General features: G+C 36.2%; 14 protein-coding genes. All 14 read left to right on the forward strand.

From position 1 onward, the window contains the following. Positions 1-101 precede the first annotated feature (101 nt). The 14 genes from GTO83_RS02325 (at position 102) to GTO83_RS02390 (ending at position 20,194) form a co-directional block, all read left to right on the forward strand. Positions 102-797, forward strand: a complete 696-nt coding sequence (locus GTO83_RS02325) for a hypothetical protein (RefSeq protein ID WP_180871541.1) — start codon at positions 102-104, stop codon at positions 795-797. A 137-nt stretch (positions 798-934) separates the two neighbouring features. Continuing rightward, positions 935-1,738 carry a hypothetical protein gene (locus GTO83_RS02330; RefSeq protein WP_180871542.1) on the forward strand — a complete coding sequence of 268 codons (804 nt, stop codon included), beginning with the start codon at positions 935-937 and terminating at the stop codon, positions 1,736-1,738. Between the two features lie 246 nt (positions 1,739-1,984). Then, on the forward strand, positions 1,985-4,240 hold the full coding sequence (locus GTO83_RS02335; protein WP_219634234.1) for a peptidoglycan DD-metalloendopeptidase family protein: 2,256 nt from the start codon (positions 1,985-1,987) through the stop codon (positions 4,238-4,240). 87 nt (positions 4,241-4,327) lie between these two features. Then, positions 4,328-6,772 carry a GH25 family lysozyme gene (locus tag GTO83_RS02340; RefSeq protein WP_180871543.1) on the forward strand — a complete coding sequence of 815 codons (2,445 nt, stop codon included), beginning with the start codon at positions 4,328-4,330 and terminating at the stop codon, positions 6,770-6,772. A 127-nt stretch (positions 6,773-6,899) separates the two neighbouring features. Continuing rightward, entirely contained in the window at positions 6,900-7,832 is a 933-nt protein-coding gene (locus GTO83_RS02345; RefSeq protein ID WP_180871544.1) for a glycosyltransferase family 2 protein, read from the forward strand. After that, on the forward strand, positions 7,829-8,929 hold the full coding sequence (locus GTO83_RS02350) for an AI-2E family transporter (protein WP_180871545.1): 1,101 nt from the start codon (positions 7,829-7,831) through the stop codon (positions 8,927-8,929). Before GTO83_RS02345 ends, GTO83_RS02350 begins: the two co-directional genes overlap by 4 nt. Before the next feature lie 22 nt (positions 8,930-8,951). Further along, complete coding sequence (locus GTO83_RS11070) at positions 8,952-9,476, forward strand: acyltransferase family protein (protein WP_180871546.1); 525 nt, start codon at positions 8,952-8,954, stop codon at positions 9,474-9,476. A gap of 201 nt (positions 9,477-9,677) precedes the next feature. Continuing rightward, positions 9,678-10,064, forward strand: a complete 387-nt coding sequence (locus tag GTO83_RS02360; RefSeq protein ID WP_180871547.1) for a hypothetical protein — start codon at positions 9,678-9,680, stop codon at positions 10,062-10,064. 649 nt (positions 10,065-10,713) lie between these two features. Then, on the forward strand, positions 10,714-12,549 hold the full coding sequence (locus GTO83_RS02365; protein ID WP_180871548.1) for a DUF6020 family protein: 1,836 nt from the start codon (positions 10,714-10,716) through the stop codon (positions 12,547-12,549). After that, positions 12,542-13,489: a glycosyltransferase family 2 protein gene (locus tag GTO83_RS02370; protein ID WP_180871549.1), complete on the forward strand. Its 948-nt coding sequence runs from the start codon at positions 12,542-12,544 to the stop codon at positions 13,487-13,489. The genes GTO83_RS02365 and GTO83_RS02370 overlap by 8 nt, the downstream gene beginning before the upstream one ends. A gap of 22 nt (positions 13,490-13,511) precedes the next feature. Then, complete coding sequence (locus GTO83_RS02375; RefSeq protein WP_180871550.1) at positions 13,512-15,230, forward strand: hypothetical protein; 1,719 nt, start codon at positions 13,512-13,514, stop codon at positions 15,228-15,230. 15 nt (positions 15,231-15,245) lie between these two features. After that, a complete protein-coding gene (locus tag GTO83_RS02380; RefSeq protein WP_180871551.1) occupies positions 15,246-16,826 on the forward strand; it encodes a peptide chain release factor 3 in 1,581 nt (526 codons plus the stop codon). Positions 16,827-16,860: 34 nt separating this feature from the next. Beyond that, entirely contained in the window at positions 16,861-18,144 is a 1,284-nt protein-coding gene (locus GTO83_RS02385; protein ID WP_255463146.1) for a DUF6056 family protein, read from the forward strand. Positions 18,145-18,163: 19 nt separating this feature from the next. After that, a complete protein-coding gene (locus tag GTO83_RS02390; protein WP_180871553.1) occupies positions 18,164-20,194 on the forward strand; it encodes a hypothetical protein in 2,031 nt (676 codons plus the stop codon). Positions 20,195-20,214: the final 20 nt, after the last annotated feature.

Genomic DNA, 20,214 nt, shown 5'->3' on the forward strand with positions numbered 1-20,214 from the left:
AATAAGTCTATTTAGCGGCAAATTTTTAAATATATATTGATAATCAATTAAAGATATGATTAAATATTTCCATTAATTTTTTCAAAAGAGGTGAAAGAGTAATGTTATTTAATTTAAATGGAATCCGAAAGCAAAGTTGGAAAGAAACAGCGTATGAACCAATTTGTTGGGAAAACGTTCTTTTCTTAGCACATTATGCAACTGGCAAGACTTTTGTGATGAAAGCCAATGGAGCGGGGATTGTTTACGCAAAATCTGTCCGTGAGGTAATTAATGAGTTTGCTACCAAGCATCACATCCATCAGCTAATGACCGATGTTTTTTACTCTGGAACTAGTAACCAAGTTTCAAAAGCATTAGTTCGAGGAAAATATGCTTTAGTTCCAAGTGGTGGGTTAAAGAATGAAAATACCATCTTCTATATGAGTCATTTAGTTATCGATACTCACTACGATCCCCAAGTTGGCATGATCTTGTGCTTTAAAGATCAGACTGGGGATGGCTCAATTAAGTTAGTAGTTGAAGTTAGTAAGGCAACTTTTCTCCGACACTTAGATACAGCAGTCGAAGTTGGTAAAACACAACTTGAATTCAAGGATAATTGCCTTAAACTCTTTGGCAGTACTTCTATTTGGGAGGCGGAAACTTCGGCAGAACGTACTAAGCTAGAACGTTTAGAAAAAATTCGTATAAAAACGATCCTGATCCAATTCAGCGAACGTGTCTATGGAGAGGTTGATCTTAAAGAATGTGAAGAGTTTGTGGAGCGCTATCTCTTTAAGCCATATCGGATTTAATTTAAATAATTTTACGGATCATTAACCAAACCTCCAAAGTTTATGTTACAATATAGTTACAGATAAGTAATAAATATTACATAAACTTTAACGGCATAAGAGATAATTCGTTAAAGTCGGTTAGGAGGATGATGATCATGCGGAAGAACTTAAAGGTTATGCTAGGAACTGTTGCTATTGCGGCATTATTAGCGGGATGTGGGCAAGCGACTACCTCTAAAAAGGCAGCTAACTCATCATCCACACCAAAGGTAAGCAAGACGACCGGTCAAAAACAAAGTCGTCATCAAAGTAGTCAAACCAAAGAGAATGTTACAACCGTCACTGATGGTAGTTTATTGAAGTCAGCAGCGAGTGTTGCCCCAGCAAGCTATAACGTTGCTACTAAGACGTTAACGACGAATCGGTTGGTTGCTAACACTACAAGTTCTAATCCAATTCAAAAATCGAACCTCGCAGTTACAGCTACTTCGCAAACCGCTAAGGCTACTCAAGCTAGCAAGTCAAATCAGACGGTTGTAGCTCCGGAAAAGACTGATCCGCAGGTAACTTTGGCCACTGACCAACTTAGCCAAAATCAAAAGTTTGGGCTTTATGTTTGGTACACCAGTAAGGAAATTACAAACGAATCCTTGCCAACTACGGAACGGCCAATTTCCGTTACGGCAATGAATGAAAGTAGCGTGTTGGCACCATTGCCAAATGGTACTAACAACACTTACTACCAAGTTTACGGTAGCACTGCTGATAATGGCGAATGGGTAAATTACTACGCTCAAGGTAAAGATGTGGCTGGGGTTGATCCATCAGTCTATGTTTATCACCAAAATCAATGGCAACAATACCAAGTAGGTAACATGGTTCAAACAGCTAATCAACAAAATGCTGGTAATTATGTCAACCAACTTGCCAATAATGTCCAAATGCACGATGAACGTTAATTCCACGCTCTGTGGCCCGTTAAACCGCGAAAAAGCGGTTTAACGGGCTTTTTGTTATTAAAATTGAAAAAAATTATGAATAGTTTTCAACTAAAACTTTACTCTCATGTAACAATCATGTTTCATCTTAAGAAGATCGTTGATTGAAAAAGAGATGAATGATAAAATTTACAAGGAACATTGAGAAAATTATTTTTTTGAACAAACTTAAACAATTTTAGAGATTTATTACGTAAGGAGTACGACATGGGTAAACCGAGTCAGGATATGAAACGTCACTTTAAGATGTACAAGAAGGGTAAGCTCTGGTTAGTTGCCGGAATCACGGCAGCTAGCCTTTTTGCGGGAGTACACGGTGCTAAGGCCGATACGACTGCAACTGCTAACCAAGCTAACAAGGTTACAACCACGACCGGAAACGCAAATAGTAGCGATGATTCAACCGTCATTAGTACCGCTGTGCAAAGTGCAAGTACTAATGCGCCAGTTGCTAGTCAAGCTACGGTATCAAGTTCAGCTAGTCAAAGCCAATCAACGGCAACTTCAAGCGCCCAAGTTACTTTGCAGGTAGCTTCTCAAGCAACTAATGCTTCTTCAGCTTCCGCAAGTCAAGTGAAGGTCAATGCAGCGGTAGCTACGACATCATCAGCTACTACTACACCTTCAAGTGCTACTCAAAGTAGTCAAAGTGCTAGTGTGGAATCAGCTGCTGTCCAAACTAAGGAAGTCTACAGTGGTGGTCACTGGTACCTTCAAAATGTAACTACTCATCAAAATCTTAGTGGTTGGCAAAGCCTTTCCGCTAACCGTTTGGCGTACTACAGCGCCACAAACAACCAAATGCAATACGGTGAACAATTAATTGATGGAAAATGGTATTACCTCAATACTATTGATGGTGATGTTGCCACTGGTTGGAAGAAGTTAAATGATGGCCGTGAAGTCTACTATGACGTTAAGAAAGGAACAAACTCTGTTTCTGGTCAAGGAATGCTTCATGGGATGCAAAAGACTCAAAATGGTACTTACTACTATTTCAATAATGAAACTGGTGCTGAAGAAACCGGATTCAAGAAGGTTAATGGTAAGACTTATTACTTTGCCCCTAGTATGGTAAAGGGTGAAAGGTATATTAATGGTCATTTTTATGACTTTAATAATGAGACTGGTGTAATGGCAACTTCCTTCACTAAGCTTCCTGATGGTCGGACCGTTTATTACAATAACCAAGGTCAAATGCAGTATGGAGAACATTATATCAATGGTTACTGGTACAATTTTGATAAGAGTACTGGTAAGATGGCAACTTCCTTTACAAAGTTAGCTGACGGACGGGTAGTTTATTATAATGCACAAGGGCAAATGCAACATGGGATTGTCCAAGTTGAAAATAATACTTACTATTTTGACCATATTACTGGTGCTGAAAAAACTAATTTGGTTGCTTACAACTCTAGTACAGGTAAGTTACAATACTTTGGCACAGACGGTGCTTTAGTTAAGAATGGTAAGGTTGGTTCCGTAACAACTGATGCAAATGGTTATCTAAACCTTGCTGATGGTGAAAATTATATTGCTGGTAATTGGTACCTTACAAAGGATGGTAAGGTCGTAACTGGCTTCCAAACAATTTCAGCTAACCGGACTGTTTACTATGATCCATCAACTGCTGCGATGGTTCATGGCGAAGCATACATTGATGGTCACTTCCGTTTCTTTAACCAAAGTACTGGTGCAATGGCAACTGGTTTCACTAAGTTGTCGGATGGACGGACCGTATACTACAATACCAAGGGTGAAATGCAATACGGTGAACATTACATTGATGGTCACTTCCGTTTCTTTAACCGGAGTACTGGTGCAATGGCAACTTCATTCACAAAATTACCTGATGGACGGACAGTATACTACAACACCAAAGGTGAAATGCAATACGGTTGGCAAACGATCAACAATAATACGTATTACTTCGATACGTCAACTGGGGCAATGTATACTGGTACCCACAAGATCGATGGCAAGACCTACACCTTTGACAACAATGGGGTTGAAGAAGCTTGGGGTTGGCCATTCCCAGCTGACGGGCAAGGAAGCTTTACTGGCGCCCAACTCTTTGGGGTAAACGCTGGTGGTGAATTCCGTCTTAACGGTTTCCATGATGGGCTTGATTTTGGTTCTATTGACCACCCCGGTACGACGGTTCACGCAATTCATGCTGGGACGGTTACTGGTGTTGGTTACATTGCTGGGCTTGACTGGTACGTAACGGTTGATACTGGTGAATACATGGTTGTTTACCAAGAAGCCTTCAGTTCTCGTTCCCAAATTGCTGTTAAGGTTGGCCAAACGGTTGGCCTTGGTGACACGATTGGTTACCGGAATGCTGCTCACTTACACATTGGGATTACTAGACAAAAGAACTTAAGTGTTGCGTTAGCAAGCTCCTTCTTGAATAATGGTACTTGGTTAAACCCATTAACGATTATCAAGAATAACGGTTAATAAGCTAAAATAATATATCGTTAAGAATACCGGCTTAGGGTCGGTATTCTTTTAGTAAGGAAATAAATTTGAAGAAAGGTTAGAGTTTTGAAGAACAAAAGTAAATTAATTCAAGAATACCAAGTGAATTTTGCAAAAAATGTTAAAAAGGCCGTTACGATCTCAGGACTAGTTTTAACGACTGCAAGTATTTTAATCTTTAGTCAACCTGGTCAAGTTAGGGCAGATACTCAGGGAAATGCCCAAGTTACTAATGCATCGATTAGTAATTCTAATGCGACGTCAGCTAGTGCATCAGAAAATAGTCAAAGTGCTACTACGGAACAAGCAAATTCAAGTGCTAATGGCCAGAGTACTTCAGCAATGACTTTGAAGGCCAGTTTAGCAAGTGCAACGACTGTAAATAGTAGTGCACTTGCTGAAAGTAAAGTGGCAAGTGCATCTGCTTCGGCTTCAAGTAGTGAAGTTGTGTCAAATACGATTGGTACCACGAGTAGTCCAGCAGTAAAAACTTACACGGGTGGTTCTTCAACTGGAAGTGTTACTTTAAAGAGTAACTATAGTACTAGTGCTGATGCAATTGACGTATCATCTTACCAAGGGGCAATGAGTACGGCAACCTATACTAACCTTAAAAATCAAGGGGTTAAGTATGTGATTGTTAAGTTAACTCAAGGGACGACTTATACTAATCCATATGCGGCAACTCAAATTAACAATGCTAAAGCTGCTGGTTTAAAAGTTTATGCTTACGATTACTTTGTTTCCACGTCCACTTCAGCAGCCCAAGCTGAAGCTCGATACTTTGCAAATCAAGCAAAAAGCTTAGGCCTGGATACGGATACCTTAATGATTGCGGATGTGGAAGATGATGCCGTAAAGCTGAGCAACGTCAATAGTCTCTTGGCTGCCTACTGGTCGACTTTAAGTTCCTTAGGCTTTACAAATCACGCTATTTACACTGGATACTACTTTGATAAGCAATACAATGTCAGTTCAACGGTTGGTAAGAGCCGGACTTGGATTGCGGCATACTACTACTCCTATTGGAAGAGTGCGATGCTTGGTTCTGGATATGGTGCATGGCAGTACACTGACCAATACAATAATTCTTACGATGGTTCCATTGATATGGGACTCTTCTCTTCTAACCTTAGTAAGAGCGGAGAAGCCTATGAAAACGGTCATTGGTACCTATACGATAATGGGGTCAAGCAGACGGGCTTTATGAAGTTATCTGATGGTCGGGTAGTCTACTACAACGCAGCTGGTCAAATGCAGTATGGTGACCAAACGATCAATGGGTATCACTACTACTTTAATACTTCAACTGGGGCTCGGGAAATGGGCCAAATTACAGTTAATGGGGCAAATTACTACTATGATCCAACAACTGGTCAACGTCAGACAGGGTTAGTGTACAATGCCGCAACTAAGACGCTTCAATACTATGATCCAACGACTGGAAAACTTTTAACTTCAAGTAATGGAACTTATGTTGGTAGGGTTCATATTCAAGCGAATGGAACGGTTGATACCTCAACATTAGTAAATGGGTTGAATACGATTAATAGCAACACGTACTACTACAATAGTGCTAGTCGAGATTTGACCTCAGGCTGGAAAACCGTAAATGGCAAGACATATTACTTTGATCCAATTACAAAGCAAGCAATTCATGGCCAGATGTACTTAAATGGCTATTGGTACGGCTTTGGTAATGACGGTGTAATGCAAACTGGTTTTACAAAGATTAGCGATGGTCGGACAGTTTACTATAACGCTCAAGGTCATATGGTTTATGGTTGGCAAACGATTAATGGACATAAGTACTACTTTGATACCTCAGCTGGGACAATGTATACAGGTGAACGCTACGTAAGTGGTCATTTCCGTTACTTTGGGACTGATGGAGTAATGCGGACAGGTTTTACGAAGTTACCCGATGGTCGGTTAGTTTACTATAATAGTAAAGGTGAAATGCTTTATGGCGAAAATTTTCTTAATGGCAAATGGTATTTCTTTAATAAGAGTACCGGAAAACTCGAAATTGGCTGGGTTACTTTACCAGACGGCCGATTAGTGTACTATGACCTTAATTCTGATGGCTCGGGTTCTGGGATGTTGCATGGAGTCCATGTAATTAATGCAACAATTTATGCTTTTGATAATATCACTGGTAAATTACTCAAAAAGGTGACTCTGAAGAATGGTGAAAACTACTTTGACGGTGGTTGGTATCTTTATGACGCTACTACCACGCAACTTAAGAATGGTTGGCAAACAGTAAGTGATAATCGGAAGGTATACTATGACGTGCAAACAAACATCATGAAACATGGTGAAGCCTACATCGATGGTGCTTGGTACTACTTTGATCCAGTGGATGGTCACATGCATACTGGTTGGGTTAAATTATCTGATGGTCGTCAAGTTTACTATGATAATCAAGGTAAAATGGTTCATGGAACCCTAACTTTAGATAATAAAACCTACCATCTTAACAACATCACTGGTGCTTTAATGAATTAGTAACAAAGATCATAGAATTTAGCAAAACAAACGCTAAATTCTATGATCTTTTATTGTTTATGGAGATAAAACTGTTATAAAATTAAAAGGATTACGTAGTCTTTAGAATGTTAATTGAGGAACTTTTATGAAAAAACTATCAATTGTGGTTCCATGTTACAACGAAGCCGAGGCTTTACCACTTTTTTACCCAGCGGTTGAAAAAGTGGTCAGTGAGATTAAAGAGTTAGAAATTGAGTATTGGTTCGTAAATGATGGTTCAAAGGATGAGACATTAGCCGAAATGCGGAAGCTCCATGAGCAAGATCCAGAGCGTGTTCATTACGTTTCGTTTTCGCGAAATTTTGGGAAAGAGGCCGGTTTGTATGCTGGACTAGAAGCAACAACTGGCGATTATGTCGTGGTAATGGATGCTGATTTGCAGGATCCACCATCTTTTTTACCAACGATGTATGCGGAACTCCAATCTGGGGAGTATGACTGTATTGGAACTCGGCGAACTGATCGAACTGGCGAAGCGAAAATTAAGTCCTTTTTAAGTGACCAGTTCTATAAGGTCATTAACCGAATTTCCAATACTAATATTGTTCCCGGTGCGCGTGATTACCGAATGATGACACGCCAGATGGTCAATGCCGTACTTTCAATGAAGGAATATAGTCGTTTCTCTAAGGGGATTTTTTCTTGGGTCGGTTTTAAGACGAAATATCTTGATTACCATAATGTTGAACGAGTTGCAGGTGAGACTGATTGGAATACGTGGCAACTTTTCCGTTACGCAATGGACGGGATCTCTGACTTTTCTCAAGCACCGCTTTCTTTAGCTGTTTGGTTAGGAACGACTTCTTTTGTTATTTCAGTTTTAGGGATGCTTTGGGTAATTATTCGTCGGTTAATAAACCCAGCATCTAGTATCTTCGGTTGGGCTTCGACAACTTGTATTATCCTGTTCTTGGGGGGGCTTCAACTTCTCTGTATTGGGATTGTTGGAAAATACATTGGTCGAATTTACCTCCAAGTTAAACATCGGCCGATCTATATTGTGAAGGAGAAAAAATGAAACTAAATCAGTCGCGAATTTTATATTGGTCGTTAGAATTGTTAATCCTAGCGGCTTTTGTTTGGATCTGTTCACAGCTTGATTTTGTCTTCCATCCAATCGTCGTTTTTGTATCGGCGATTATTGTTCCCTTAATCATTTCGTTATTCTTATACTACATGCTAAACCCAATTCAGAAATTACTCTTGAAGATTAGGATCGGAAAGTTTCGTTTTCCGCGAAGTTTGGCTAGTTTAACGATTGTTTTGGGAATTATTTTGATTATTGTTGGGGCCTTTTCAGCCCTTGTACCATCATTAATTAATGAGCTAACCCAACTGATTAAGTGGTTACCCACCGCAACAAAAGAAACACAAAAGGCTCTTGTTCAATTATCTCAGCATCCTGGTTTAAAACATATTAATTTTGAACAGCTTTACCAACAATATAGCGGCCAGCTAAATAAGTATGTAAAGGTCCTATTGACTGGCTTAACTTCAAGTGCGGGGACTGTAATTGGAACGGTGACGAATATTGTTGTGGTGGCAGTAACGGTTCCGGTAATGCTTTTCTATATGTTAAAAGATGGCTATCGCTTCGTTCCCAGTATTCAACGATTACTTTCCAAGAAGCATGCGGATGAAGTTGGTAGTCTACTTCAACAGATGAATGCTACCTTGTCCGCCTATATTTCAGGCCAAGCAATTGAGTGTCTGTTTGTGGCGGTTGCTACGAGCATCGGCTATTTGATTATTGGTCAACCTTTAGCAACCGTTTTAGGCTTAATTGCGGGAGTTACTAATATGATTCCGTATATTGGCCCTTATATCGGAATTGCCCCTGCCTTGTTAGTTGCCTTAACCGTAGCTCCGCAAAAGATACTGTGGGTAATCATTGTTGTGATTGTTGTCCAACAAATTGATGGGAATATTATATATCCGAATATTATCGGGAAGACGTTAAACATACACCCATTGACCATCATTATCTTATTGATGGCTGCGGGTAATCTCGCTGGAATTCCGGGGATGATTATATGTATTCCATTTTATGCCGTGGCAAAGACGGTGATCAATTATGTTTGGACGATTTATCGGTTAGAGAAGCGTGAAGAATAAATAGTGAATATGGAGTTTTTAAATGAAAAACAGTAAGGTTAGGAATTCTGAATTTGAGTTTCTGAGAATAATAAGTATGTTTATGATTGTGTTGTGCCATTTTTGTGCTCATGGGACTTTGGACATAACTAATGTAAATGCGGCTCAAGGGCATATTATGGAGGTTAATTTATTTTTCCTTTTCTTAGGTCCGATTGGAGTAACACTATTTGTTTTGATAGGCGCTTATTTTTTGTGCGAAAAGAAGTTTAATTTTCGTAGACCAATTAGTCTAGTATTACAAACGGTATTTTATAGTTTTATATTATATCTTTTTTTCTTATTGGGAGATAATCATCTTCCATTCCAAGCGGAAAGTTTAAAGGCTTTGTTACTTCCCTTTCCGGAACCGAGTGGTTACTGGTTTGTAGAAGCATACCTAGTATTATTAATACTAATGCCATTACTCAATCTACTAATTCAAAACTTAACTAGATACCAATTATTCACAACAATAATTGGGGGGTATAATTTACGGCTTAATACCAGATTTACTTACTATTTTTGATGGTAAACCCGATGTTAGTGCCGCCCAATGGGGTTATTCGAATTTTACAGGAATGATTTTAGCATATTTCATTGCTGCTTACTTGAAAAAATATAAGAATCAGTACTTTGACAATCGATTTTTGATGACATGCACTGCACTGGCTTTATTTTACTTTTATTATTAGTTTGTCTAGTAAGTAAAAGTGTAAGAGGCGAATATTTGATTCTTGAAAAATTAACTGGTATTTATGGTCCGTTTACTTTATTTACAGCTACTGTCATGTTCTGTATTTTCAAAAACATTAATTGGCATTCAAGAGTTGTTAATATCTTTGCACATACAACATTTGGAGTCTATTTGATTAGTGATAATTCATTTGTTAGGGTATTTTTATGGCACGAATGGCTCCCTAATGGAAGCTTTGCTGATACCACAGCGGTAAACTATCTAATAGTAGTTCTTTTGGGCTCATTATTAGTTTATGTTATTTGCTCGTTAATAGATTTAGTTGGATATCAGTTGATTTTTGGGCAGTTATTTAATAGGTTAAGCAATTTTTTGGATAATAGACTAACGAGATTTCTCGGTAAAAAATATGAAAGTTAAAAATCATGTTATATATGTAATGGTCCTTATTTTTGCATGAGGAGTAGCGCAATATTATTTATGACATACAGGAAAAGTGAATGTCTTTTTTAATTGGTTGTTTTATGTAGCGAGAACAGAAGAAATTTAGGATAATTTAAAGATTTGAAAATTAAACTTCATAGCAAAAAAACTTTCCATAATGATAAGTAATTAACCTTCATATACTGATTGTATATTTAATGATAATTACTATTCTTGTATTGCAAGAATGGCTACACGGTCAGGCCTTAGTAGATTACGATTGGGGTTTTCAAGCTTCAGAAGTAGATGAGATTTATCGAAATTTAAAGGAAGGAGTAGTTTTTGCTTTTGTAGCGACTCTCACCTTTCAGAGAACAGGAGTTACCAATTTTCTATTTTATCCTAACTTTTTTCTGTATCCATGGGCAGTTTATGCTATTTTAAACCTGTTTCAGTGTTTTACGTTTGGTAATCATTGATTAGTTTGCTTACTTTTTTAAAAATCAGTTAGCATTATTTGTTGCATCACTTTTATAAGGTTTGGTTCCGTATCATCTGTCTATTGTTAGTATCGTAATTAATTGGTTATCATGGTGTGTTATTTGTGGTAAAGCTGTAATTGGAAGAAATAAGGAAATGTAGATTAATGTTATTAAGAAAAAGATCAACAAAAATTCTTTTAAGTATACTATTAGCAGGTTTTTCAACGTTAGCATTAAAAAATACATCAATAGTAGTAAGTAATTTTTTAAATAGTCCGGGTTTCGTGGCCTTGTTATTTTTACTTCTAATTATCTTTTTTATGGGGAGTTTTAAATTAATTACAATCCCCCCAAAAAATGACATCTTGATCTATATCACGATTTCCTTATTGATTGGAGTTTGTTGGGTCTTTGGATTTAATTTACATGTTGTTGGATCAGTAAAAATAAATTCTTTAGTGACGTGGGTAACAATAGTATTAGCTTTACCGCTTTTATTTACATTGATAGCGTTGTTCTATCAATGGGGACTGAAATATTTAAATATTTTACTAAATCAAAATCCATTAGAAAAATTAGCCACTAAAGAACCAAAAAAATACACTATCTTTGAGTTTATCCTAATTTTTATTTGTTGGGTACCAACTTTAATTGCTTCTTTTCCAGGAAATTATGTCTATGATGCGGGTTACCAGTTAGCATATCATGTTGCAACTGGTAATTATGACCTTCATCAACCATTAGCTCACTCACTGTTGTTGGTTTTATTTGTCCTAAAGATTGGTAAGGAAATCTTTCACAGTTACCATATAGGTTTATTATTATATACCGTAATTCAAATGTTAACCTTGGCTTTTTCTTTTGAACTAATTTTAATGTATATGAGAAAGAAAAGAGTATCTGGATTAGTTTATATTTTGACATTACTGTTTTTTACATTAGTTCCACAAAACCCATTAATGGCAATTTCTGCTACGAAAAATATTCTATATGTAGCGTTCTTAAATATTTTCGTTATTAGTTTTTTGTTAAAAAATGAAATTATTAATCGTTGGGGTATAAAAAGTTATTGGGTTATCCTTGGGTTGCTTGCCTTTCTTAGTGCCGCTATTATGAGCCAAGGAATCTATATTTTTCTTTTTGGTATTATTCTGTCTCTAATTTTAGAAAAAAAGAATCGTCGCCAAATTTTTATTCTAGGCCTAATTGTTACAAGTTTATTTAGTATATATAATGGACCGGTAACTAAAGCGCTCAGGGGAGTTCCGTATGAACGACATTCAGCGGAAATGTTGAGCGTCCCAATTATGCAATTATCAAGTGTTGAATCATCGAAAAATGTTCTTTTAACTAATAATCAGCGGAGGTTAATTAAAGAGTATATTCCTAATTCAAACCAATATTATAAATCTGGAGTCCAAGCAATTTCAGACCCTTATAAAGATACTTTTAATAGTAAGAAATTTGAAAGCAATAAGCTGGAATTCATTAAATTATGGGTAAAAGTCGGTTTAAATAATTTTTCAAAATATGTGGATGCCTTTGCCAAACTAACGGCTGGTATTTGGTATGCCCCAACTGACAATAGGTTTCCGCAAACAATTAATGGGCCACATCAATTTATTGAGTATGTTACGGCCTATCCGCATACAACAGATCCGTATTGGTTTCATATCAATAATTGGGGAAATAAGATATTCCCGGCAGGATCAAAGTTTTTAGATTGGTATACACGAGATTATCCTTATCAAAAGATTCCAATAATTTCTTTTCTAATGAGTCCAGCTTTTAGTTTTATCCTCTTTATTTTATTTATTGGTTGGCAAATTCTTACCAAAAATAGAGAGTATGTCTTTATTACAAGCATCTTGTTAGGGGTATTTGGGACATTATTTTTGGGGCCAATTGTACTGTATAGGTATGTTTATCCACTAATTTGCATGGGACCAGTAATGCTAACGATTATGCTTAAAGGTAGAAAGGAGAGTATTAATGGATAGATTAGCAATTTTAATTCCTTGCTATAATGAAGCAAAAACAATTCAAAAAGTAGTTAAGGATTGTTTGAACGCAACTAAAGATATTGATGGGACGGTTGTTTATGTATATGATAACAATTCCACTGACGATACAGTTAGTCTTGCTAAAGAAGCTGGCGCAGTTGTCCGTCACGAATACTCGCAAGGAAAAGGAAATGTCATTCGACGGATGTTCCGAGAAATCGACGCAGAATGTTATATTATGATCGACGGGGATGATACTTATCCAGCCGATGAGATTCCAAAGATGGCAAAGTATGTCCATGAACAAAACTATGACATGGTAATTGGTGATCGGCTCTCTTCAAGTTATTTTGAAGAAAATAAGCGACCTTTCCACGGAATTGGTAATAAGCTTGTTCGGGGAAGCATTAACTTTTTCTTTAAGAATGACATTCGGGATATCATGACTGGATATCGGGCATTCAGTTATCAATTTGTGAAGACTTATCCAGTGCTTTCGAAGGGCTTTGAAATTGAAACTGAGATGAGTATCTTTGCTATTGTTAATAATTTGGCAATGAAGAATCACATTATTGAATATCGGGATCGTCCTGTTGGGAGTAGTTCAAAGCTAAATACTTATTCAGATGGTTTTAAGGTCCTTAGACTAATCGTGACGCTTTTTCGAAACTATAGGCCATTACCTTTTTATAGTATCTTAGGCTTATTACTAACTATTCTTGCAGTTATGTTTTTTATTCCGGATGTATGGATTCCATATCTGCATACAGGTAAAGTGTTGAATTATCCAACTTTAATTGTATGTGGCTTCTGTGTATTGGCAGGAATTATATCTCTTTATGCTGGTTTAGTGTTAGATGCACTTCAGAGAAAAGAGAGAAGGGAATTTGAGTCTAGACTTCAAGAAGTGAAGGCGATGAAAGAATTGGCAAAGTAAGAGTTTGAAAAGGTTATAAATAATGAAATTAAAAAGTAGAAGGATAAACAAATACAATGTCACTTTAATGCTTATATTTTTAGCGATAAGCATACTCACCTTCTTCCCAGTAATGAGATTGGGGAAAATTTTTGTTTACAATGATGGTGTCTTTCATTTGCAAAGGTTAAATGAGGTTTATCTAAATTTAAAGAGTTGTTCTCCGACCTTTATTGCTAGTCATACATTTGGAAAAATGGGGATTGCATCTTTTGAGTTCTATCCGAGTGTATTTTTGTATCCTTGGGCACTTTTAAGGTTCATATCTAAACCAGTAACTGCGTTTTATGTTGGTTATATTGTGATCTTTTTTGTAACTATGGTAGTTTCTTATTTTACGATGCTATCATACTCTAAGGGAGATCGTGTAAGAAGCATTGCTTTTGCTCTTATTTATGGTTTTGCTGGTAAACACATAACGGAATTTATGAAGTTCCAAATAGGTGAAGTTATCGCTTATACTTTTATTCCAATTGCCTTCTTAGGATTTTATAAGCTAATGTTAACGTCTGAAAAAAAGCAGGGGGGAAGGTTATTAGCCATTGGCTTAGCACTAATAGCATATAGTCACGTTTTATCATTGTATTTAACTGTCACAACTATGGCATTTATTTTTATCGTCTTATTTTTATTAAAAAAGATTGATATAAGAACTTTCTTAGTTTGTGTTAAAAGTGCAATATTATTTTTACTTTTAGTAGGTTGGCAGTTAATGCCGTTTATTGAAAATGATTTTAGGCATAAAGTAAGTACACCTAATTTTTTGTTCCATGTAGATCCAATCGAATTTTTATGGCATAACTCATGGCATAATATTTTTGATGATGCTTCATTAGGGTTAGTTATTTCTATATCTCTTGTTTTGGGATGGATTGTTATCAATAATCAAATCGAAAAATGGATTTACGTTGTTGGTGTTTTTACGACTATGGCAGCAACGAACCTCTTTCCGTGGGAAATAGTAAAAAGAACTGGTTTATATAATTTAGTTACTCCTCTTCAGAACTCATTTCGCTTTTTGATTGTATCAGTATTTTTCTTATGTATAACGGCATCACTCCTGTTAACAAGAATTATAAAAATAAAAAAATACGGGATTATATTAACCGTTATACTATTTCTAGGGTTCTTATTTAGCTACAAAGAAAGTTTAGAAGGTTATTACAGCGTTATTTCAAACAATCAAGCAACGAATGTAGTAAGGAGCCAGAAAGATAAACAATTGCCAATGTTTATGGTTATTAATAACATGGAGTATGATAAGATGAACAACTATTTATCTCCGAGTGGCTCAACAGACTACATTACAAAACTCGCAGCAAAGGATAATAACTATAAAAATATTAAAAATGATCACTTACTTATTAATGGAAAGGTAAAATCCAAAGTTCGATTTTCAGATGAGAACAGAATAGTTTTTATTTTTGAAGCTAAAAAAGGTGACAAGATTGACATTCCAGTAATGAAATATAATCGAACTAGAATAGAGGTTAACGGGAAAATCGTTAAATCTCAAGAAAGTAAACGTGGAACAGTAGAATTTATGTTAAGTAGCTCTGGAAGGCAGAAAGTGAGTGTTTATTATCACCCAAGTATATTGGATGGTTTATTGTTTATAGGCGCTATTTTTATATGGGTCATTATTTTAAATACATCACTTAGCCAGAAATTAAACTATCTAGTAACTAAAAGTTTTTGGTAGGGGAAAGGAATTTTTATGGCAGAAGAAATTAAACTAAAAAAGGCAGTAAACAAACGACGTACCTTCGCAATCATTTCACACCCGGATGCCGGGAAAACAACGATTACTGAACAATTACTGCTGTTTGGTGGTGTTGTCCGTGAGGCTGGGACTGTTAAAGGACGAGGAAGCAATAATTTTGCTAAGTCTGACTGGATGGAAATCGAACAAAAACGGGGGATCTCGGTTACTTCATCAGTCATGCAATTTGACTATGATGGTAAACGAATTAATATTTTGGATACTCCAGGGCATGAAGATTTTTCTGAAGACACTTACCGGACGCTAATGGCAGTGGATTCGGCTGTCATGGTGATTGATGGGGCAAAAGGGATTGAACCCCAAACCCGGAAGCTATTCCAAATTTGTAAGATGCGGGGAATTCCGATTTTTACTTTCATTAACAAGTTTGACCGGGATGCCCGTGAACCGCTTGACTTGATGAATGAAATTGAAGAAACTCTAGGAATTGAAACTTACCCAATGGATTGGCCGATTGGGATGGGGCGGCAATTCTTAGGAGTTTATGATCGTTTTAACCACCGGGTAGCTTTAACTCATCCGACAGATCCTGAAAAGCCGTACCTTCCATTGGGTGAAGATGGGATGGTTGATGGTGATAATCCAATTGCTGGTGAGGGTGAATGGCAAGACGCTCTTGATGGAATTGAATTAGTTGAAATGGCCGGAAATGAATTTGATGAAGATAAGATTGCAGCCGGTGACCAAACACCAGTCTTCTTTGGTTCAGCTTTGACTAATTTTGGGGTAAAGACCTTTTTAGAAACGTATTTGAAGTTTGCACCAGCCCCGAGTCCTCACAAACAAGAGGACGGCGAAGCCGTTAAGCCTTTAGACCCGGAATTCTCAGGATTTGTCTTTAAGATTCAAGCTAATATGAACCCTAAGCATCGGGACCGGATCGCCTTTGTTCGGATCTGTTCAGGTGAATTTACTCGGGGAATGGATGTAACCCTTGAACGGACTGGTAAACCGTTACGCTTGTCAAATGTTACAGAATTTATGGCTAATACTCGGGAAAATGTGGAAACTGCGGTCGCTGGTGACATTATAGGACTTTATGATACTGGTAACTTCCAAATCGGGGATTCAATCTTTACTGGAAAACAATCAATCAAGTTTGAAAAGTTACCACAGTTTACTCCAGAACTCTTTGTTCGGGTTTCAGCTAAGAACGTGATGAAACAAAAATCTTTCCATAAAGGGGTTAATCAATTAGTCCAAGAAGGGGCGGTCCAACTTTACCAAAGTTATACCTCAAATGATTATATCTTGGGAGCAGTTGGGCAACTTCAATTTGAAGTCTTTAAGTTCCGGATGCAAAATGAGTATAATTCGGAAGTGATTATGGAACCACTTGGTAAGAAGACGGCTCGTTGGATTGATCCAGAACAATTGGATACCAAGATGGCATCTTCACGGAATCTGCTAGTTAAGGATATTCATGGAGATCCCCTTTTCTTATTTGAAAATCAATTTGCCGAAAATTGGTTTAAGCAGAAGTATCCGGATATCAAGTTGACTGCGAAATTATAGAAAAGATAATACTTTAGGATCGGTGAAATACAGAATGGTGGTTAACAGTTCCAAGATAAAGAAGACTGTGAGCTTGTTTATTGTAATGATATTAACTTTTGTTAGTAGTTATTTAACGCCTTATATGCAAGATGATTTTTGGTTTTCAAATAATTCTTTTCTTCAAATTTTTAAAAATGCTTGGGGAGATTATCTGGAAAGCAACGGTCGTCTATTTGGACAAATCTATACTAGAATTTTAGTATCAAACGGAAAACTAGTATCGAGTATCTTAGTTACAGTGATATTTACGATATATATCTATTATCTTTGTAAATTAACATTTACTTTTGAAAAAGATAAGTATAATTTTTGGCGATTTATACTTTTACTATCAGCTTTCATGTTATTTGTGCCAGATTTTGGTAGTGTGGTTTTATGGCGTTCTGGTGCAGGAAATTATTTAGTAACTACAACAATTATGTTAGCTTATCTAGATAAATTTATTTCTTTAAGTAGCAAAAGATTATTGAGTTTGATTAGTTTGTGTGGGTTAGGTTTTCTAGCGGGCTTTGGAAATCAAAATACTTCTGGTGGAGTGATTTTGATTACTCTTCTGATTCTTCTGAAAAACTGGCTAGAAACTAAAAAGCTTAATAAACAACAACTATTGAGTGTTGGTTTTCTATTATTAGGTTTCTCAGGCCTATTGCTTTCACCAGGTGATAAAAAAAGAGCCGAAATGTATGATTCACAATGGTTGCAGTTGAGTACGTTTGATAAGTTTAAGTCTAGCTTAAAATCAATGATTTTGTATTTCATTAATACGCCATTAAACATTGTATTTTTGATTTTATTGATTATTATTGTTCTAATTTTCTATCGGTATTTTAGGAAAAGTCCTAACTTTAAATTGGGATTGATTTTTATAATAGCTGGTGTTGCTACTGGTGCGGTTCTTTGTTTGTCTCCTGAAGGAATGAATGTTGGAAGGACGTATTTTGGAGCGTTTACTTTGTCCTTCATTGGAATGTTTAGGATATTATCGTTAAATCGTGGACAACGGGTAGAAAGGTTAATTAGCATTACTATGCTATTTTTCTTTTTTGTTTACTTCACTTACAAGCTACCTAGTACGTTGTCTTTTAATAGACAACTTAGCGAAAGGTATGTCCTAATTGAACATTCAAATCATAAAAGAGTTAAGCTACCAGCAATCAAATACCAAAGTAATAAGTATACAATGGCAGGGTCTTATATCGAATTAAGTAAGGATAGTAATGCTTTTCCAAATTATGTTTATAATGCAGCATTTGAGAAAACAGTTTATTTAAAATAACTTAGGAGAAATCAATGAAATGAAGATAAAAAACTGTGCCAACAAAATTCTGTTAATTCTTTTGCTAATAATTTCGGGATTAATTACTCTTAACAGTGCACTATTTCCGGGAGTAAGACAACCTTGGAAGTTAGCTAAATTCTATCCAATTTCAATTAACATTCTGGCAACGATTGTTCTTACCTATTTTGTTTTTAAATTAGGAAAGAATTTACACAAAAGCGTTAAAAAAAGGATAATTCTCTGGGTTATTCTTGGAATACAGTTACTTTTCCAAGTTTACTTATCTTGGACTACCTATGGTGCACAAGGTGTTGATGATATGGATATGCGACTACAAGTTGGTTCGTTACTTCATAATATTTTCACCTGGTCACCATATTATAGTTGGGCTCCGCAGAATACAGTTGCAACTTTGATAACGGTTAGTTTTATCAAATTAGCTAGTTTTATTGGAATTAGTAATGTTGGTGTAGCGGTCAATTTATTTTTATTTTCTTTAACTGACTTGGCTATTTTATTTGGTTTCCAGGCATTAAAAATCGTTAACCAAAAGTTAGCTGATTATTATATACTACTTGCGGCATTTTTTTTGCCATTGTATGTGACTGCCTTAATCTTATATACAGATCCAATTGCTCAGTTTTTCTTAATGATGAGTGTATATTGTTTTGTGAAGTATACTCATCAAAGTGGAATTATTAGCTATACATGGCTATTTGCTACGACTATTAGTCTTATCCTAGCTGCTTTGTCGAAAGAAAATCTTTTAATTGCTCTGATTGCTTTAGTAATAACTCTATTATTTGAGGAACGAAGTAGTCTAATAATTAGACTGACAAAATCATTAGCGGTGTTAGTTATATTTTTTGGGATATTTTCGCCGACAAATTCGTTAATTAAAAAGCAAGTTGTTACCGAAAGAGACCAAATTTTTCCATTAACTTATTGGGTATACATTGGCTATAGTAATGCAACTGATGGAACGGTTATAAAAAATGGGATTAGTACTTGGGATCAAGTGGCTACTGGTCATGTAACAGTTGATCAAAAAAAGGCATTTATTAGGTCACAGGTTAAGCAAGATATTAAGCAACTTGGTCCAATTGGTGTTGTTAAATTATGGCTAAAAAAAATTAACGTTCAGTGGTCGCTTGGAACAGTTGGTGCTGAGGATCACCAGTTTAATTATCTTCAAAAATACCATTTAATTTTAGATTATATTTTTGGTAATAAGAGTCAACCGGTAAATACGATTTCTCAAGCAACGTATCTAATTATGTGGATTGGAATTTTAATTAGCTGTTGTGTTTGCTTAAAGAAGAAAGTGAAAATGGAGCCCCTTACTCTGTTTATGAGCTTATATGTGATTGGGATTTTTATTTTTCATATTTTATTCTGGGAAGTACAACCACGTTATGCTTATATAGTAACGCTACCGACTATCATGTTAGCGACAAACGGGTTGAGGTTAGTTGCTGAATTTGATTTTTCAAAACTAGCAATAAGAAGATGCGGAAAAGTTACATTGGTTGGTATAAGCTTGTTATTGTTGGCGATTGGAACTGGTCAATTACTTGGAAAAAATAGAACTACTAGTGTAAGTACCGTTGTTTTAGGACAAAATTTTTTCCGCCAGGAAGCATATCAGTTAAATCCAGGTGTTGAACTAAAGGAAACGATTAATCTAAAGAATAGGGCGAATACTTTTAATTTAGCATTGTGGAACCGTCATAAAGTTAAGGCGTGGCTAGAAAAACCAGATGGAAAAAAAGTTATGGTTAATCAAAAAGAAAATGTAGCAAATCGCTTTAACCCTGGTAAGTACACTTTGGTGGTGAAAAATACCTCGTCAAAAGTGCAACGAGTACCAGTCTTTAAGAGTCTTGATAACCTTGGGGTTTTACAAGCTCAAATAAATAATGTAAAGCATACGTACTTACCATTCACATTTTCAATGATTTCATCACAAAGGGTTAAGCCAATTACAATTTACTTAGTATTTATCTTAATCTTAGCGGGAATTTTGCTACTAGCATTTCTTATATAGGCTCAGAGTTGAAGGGAAGG

This window comes from Lactobacillus sp. 3B(2020), assembly GCF_013487845.1.
GTDB classification, from domain to species: Bacteria; Bacillota; Bacilli; order Lactobacillales; family Lactobacillaceae; genus Limosilactobacillus; species Limosilactobacillus alvi.

Coding starts and splice junctions, on each gene's coding strand:
- GTO83_RS02330 (WP_180871542.1), top strand. CDS start 935: ATGCGGAAGAACTTAAAGGTTATGCTAGGAACTGTTGCTATTGCGGCA.
- GTO83_RS02365 (WP_180871548.1), top strand. CDS start 10,714: ATGTTATTAAGAAAAAGATCAACAAAAATTCTTTTAAGTATACTATTA.
- GTO83_RS02385 (WP_255463146.1), top strand. CDS start 16,861: ATGGTGGTTAACAGTTCCAAGATAAAGAAGACTGTGAGCTTGTTTATT.
- GTO83_RS02370 (WP_180871549.1), top strand. CDS start 12,542: ATGGATAGATTAGCAATTTTAATTCCTTGCTATAATGAAGCAAAAACA.
- GTO83_RS02375 (WP_180871550.1), top strand. CDS start 13,512: ATGAAATTAAAAAGTAGAAGGATAAACAAATACAATGTCACTTTAATG.
- GTO83_RS02380 (WP_180871551.1), top strand. CDS start 15,246: ATGGCAGAAGAAATTAAACTAAAAAAGGCAGTAAACAAACGACGTACC.
- GTO83_RS11070 (WP_180871546.1), top strand. CDS start 8,952: ATGAAAAACAGTAAGGTTAGGAATTCTGAATTTGAGTTTCTGAGAATA.
- GTO83_RS02325 (WP_180871541.1), top strand. CDS start 102: ATGTTATTTAATTTAAATGGAATCCGAAAGCAAAGTTGGAAAGAAACA.
- GTO83_RS02350 (WP_180871545.1), top strand. CDS start 7,829: ATGAAACTAAATCAGTCGCGAATTTTATATTGGTCGTTAGAATTGTTA.
- GTO83_RS02345 (WP_180871544.1), top strand. CDS start 6,900: ATGAAAAAACTATCAATTGTGGTTCCATGTTACAACGAAGCCGAGGCT.
- GTO83_RS02335 (WP_219634234.1), top strand. CDS start 1,985: ATGGGTAAACCGAGTCAGGATATGAAACGTCACTTTAAGATGTACAAG.
- GTO83_RS02390 (WP_180871553.1), top strand. CDS start 18,164: ATGAAGATAAAAAACTGTGCCAACAAAATTCTGTTAATTCTTTTGCTA.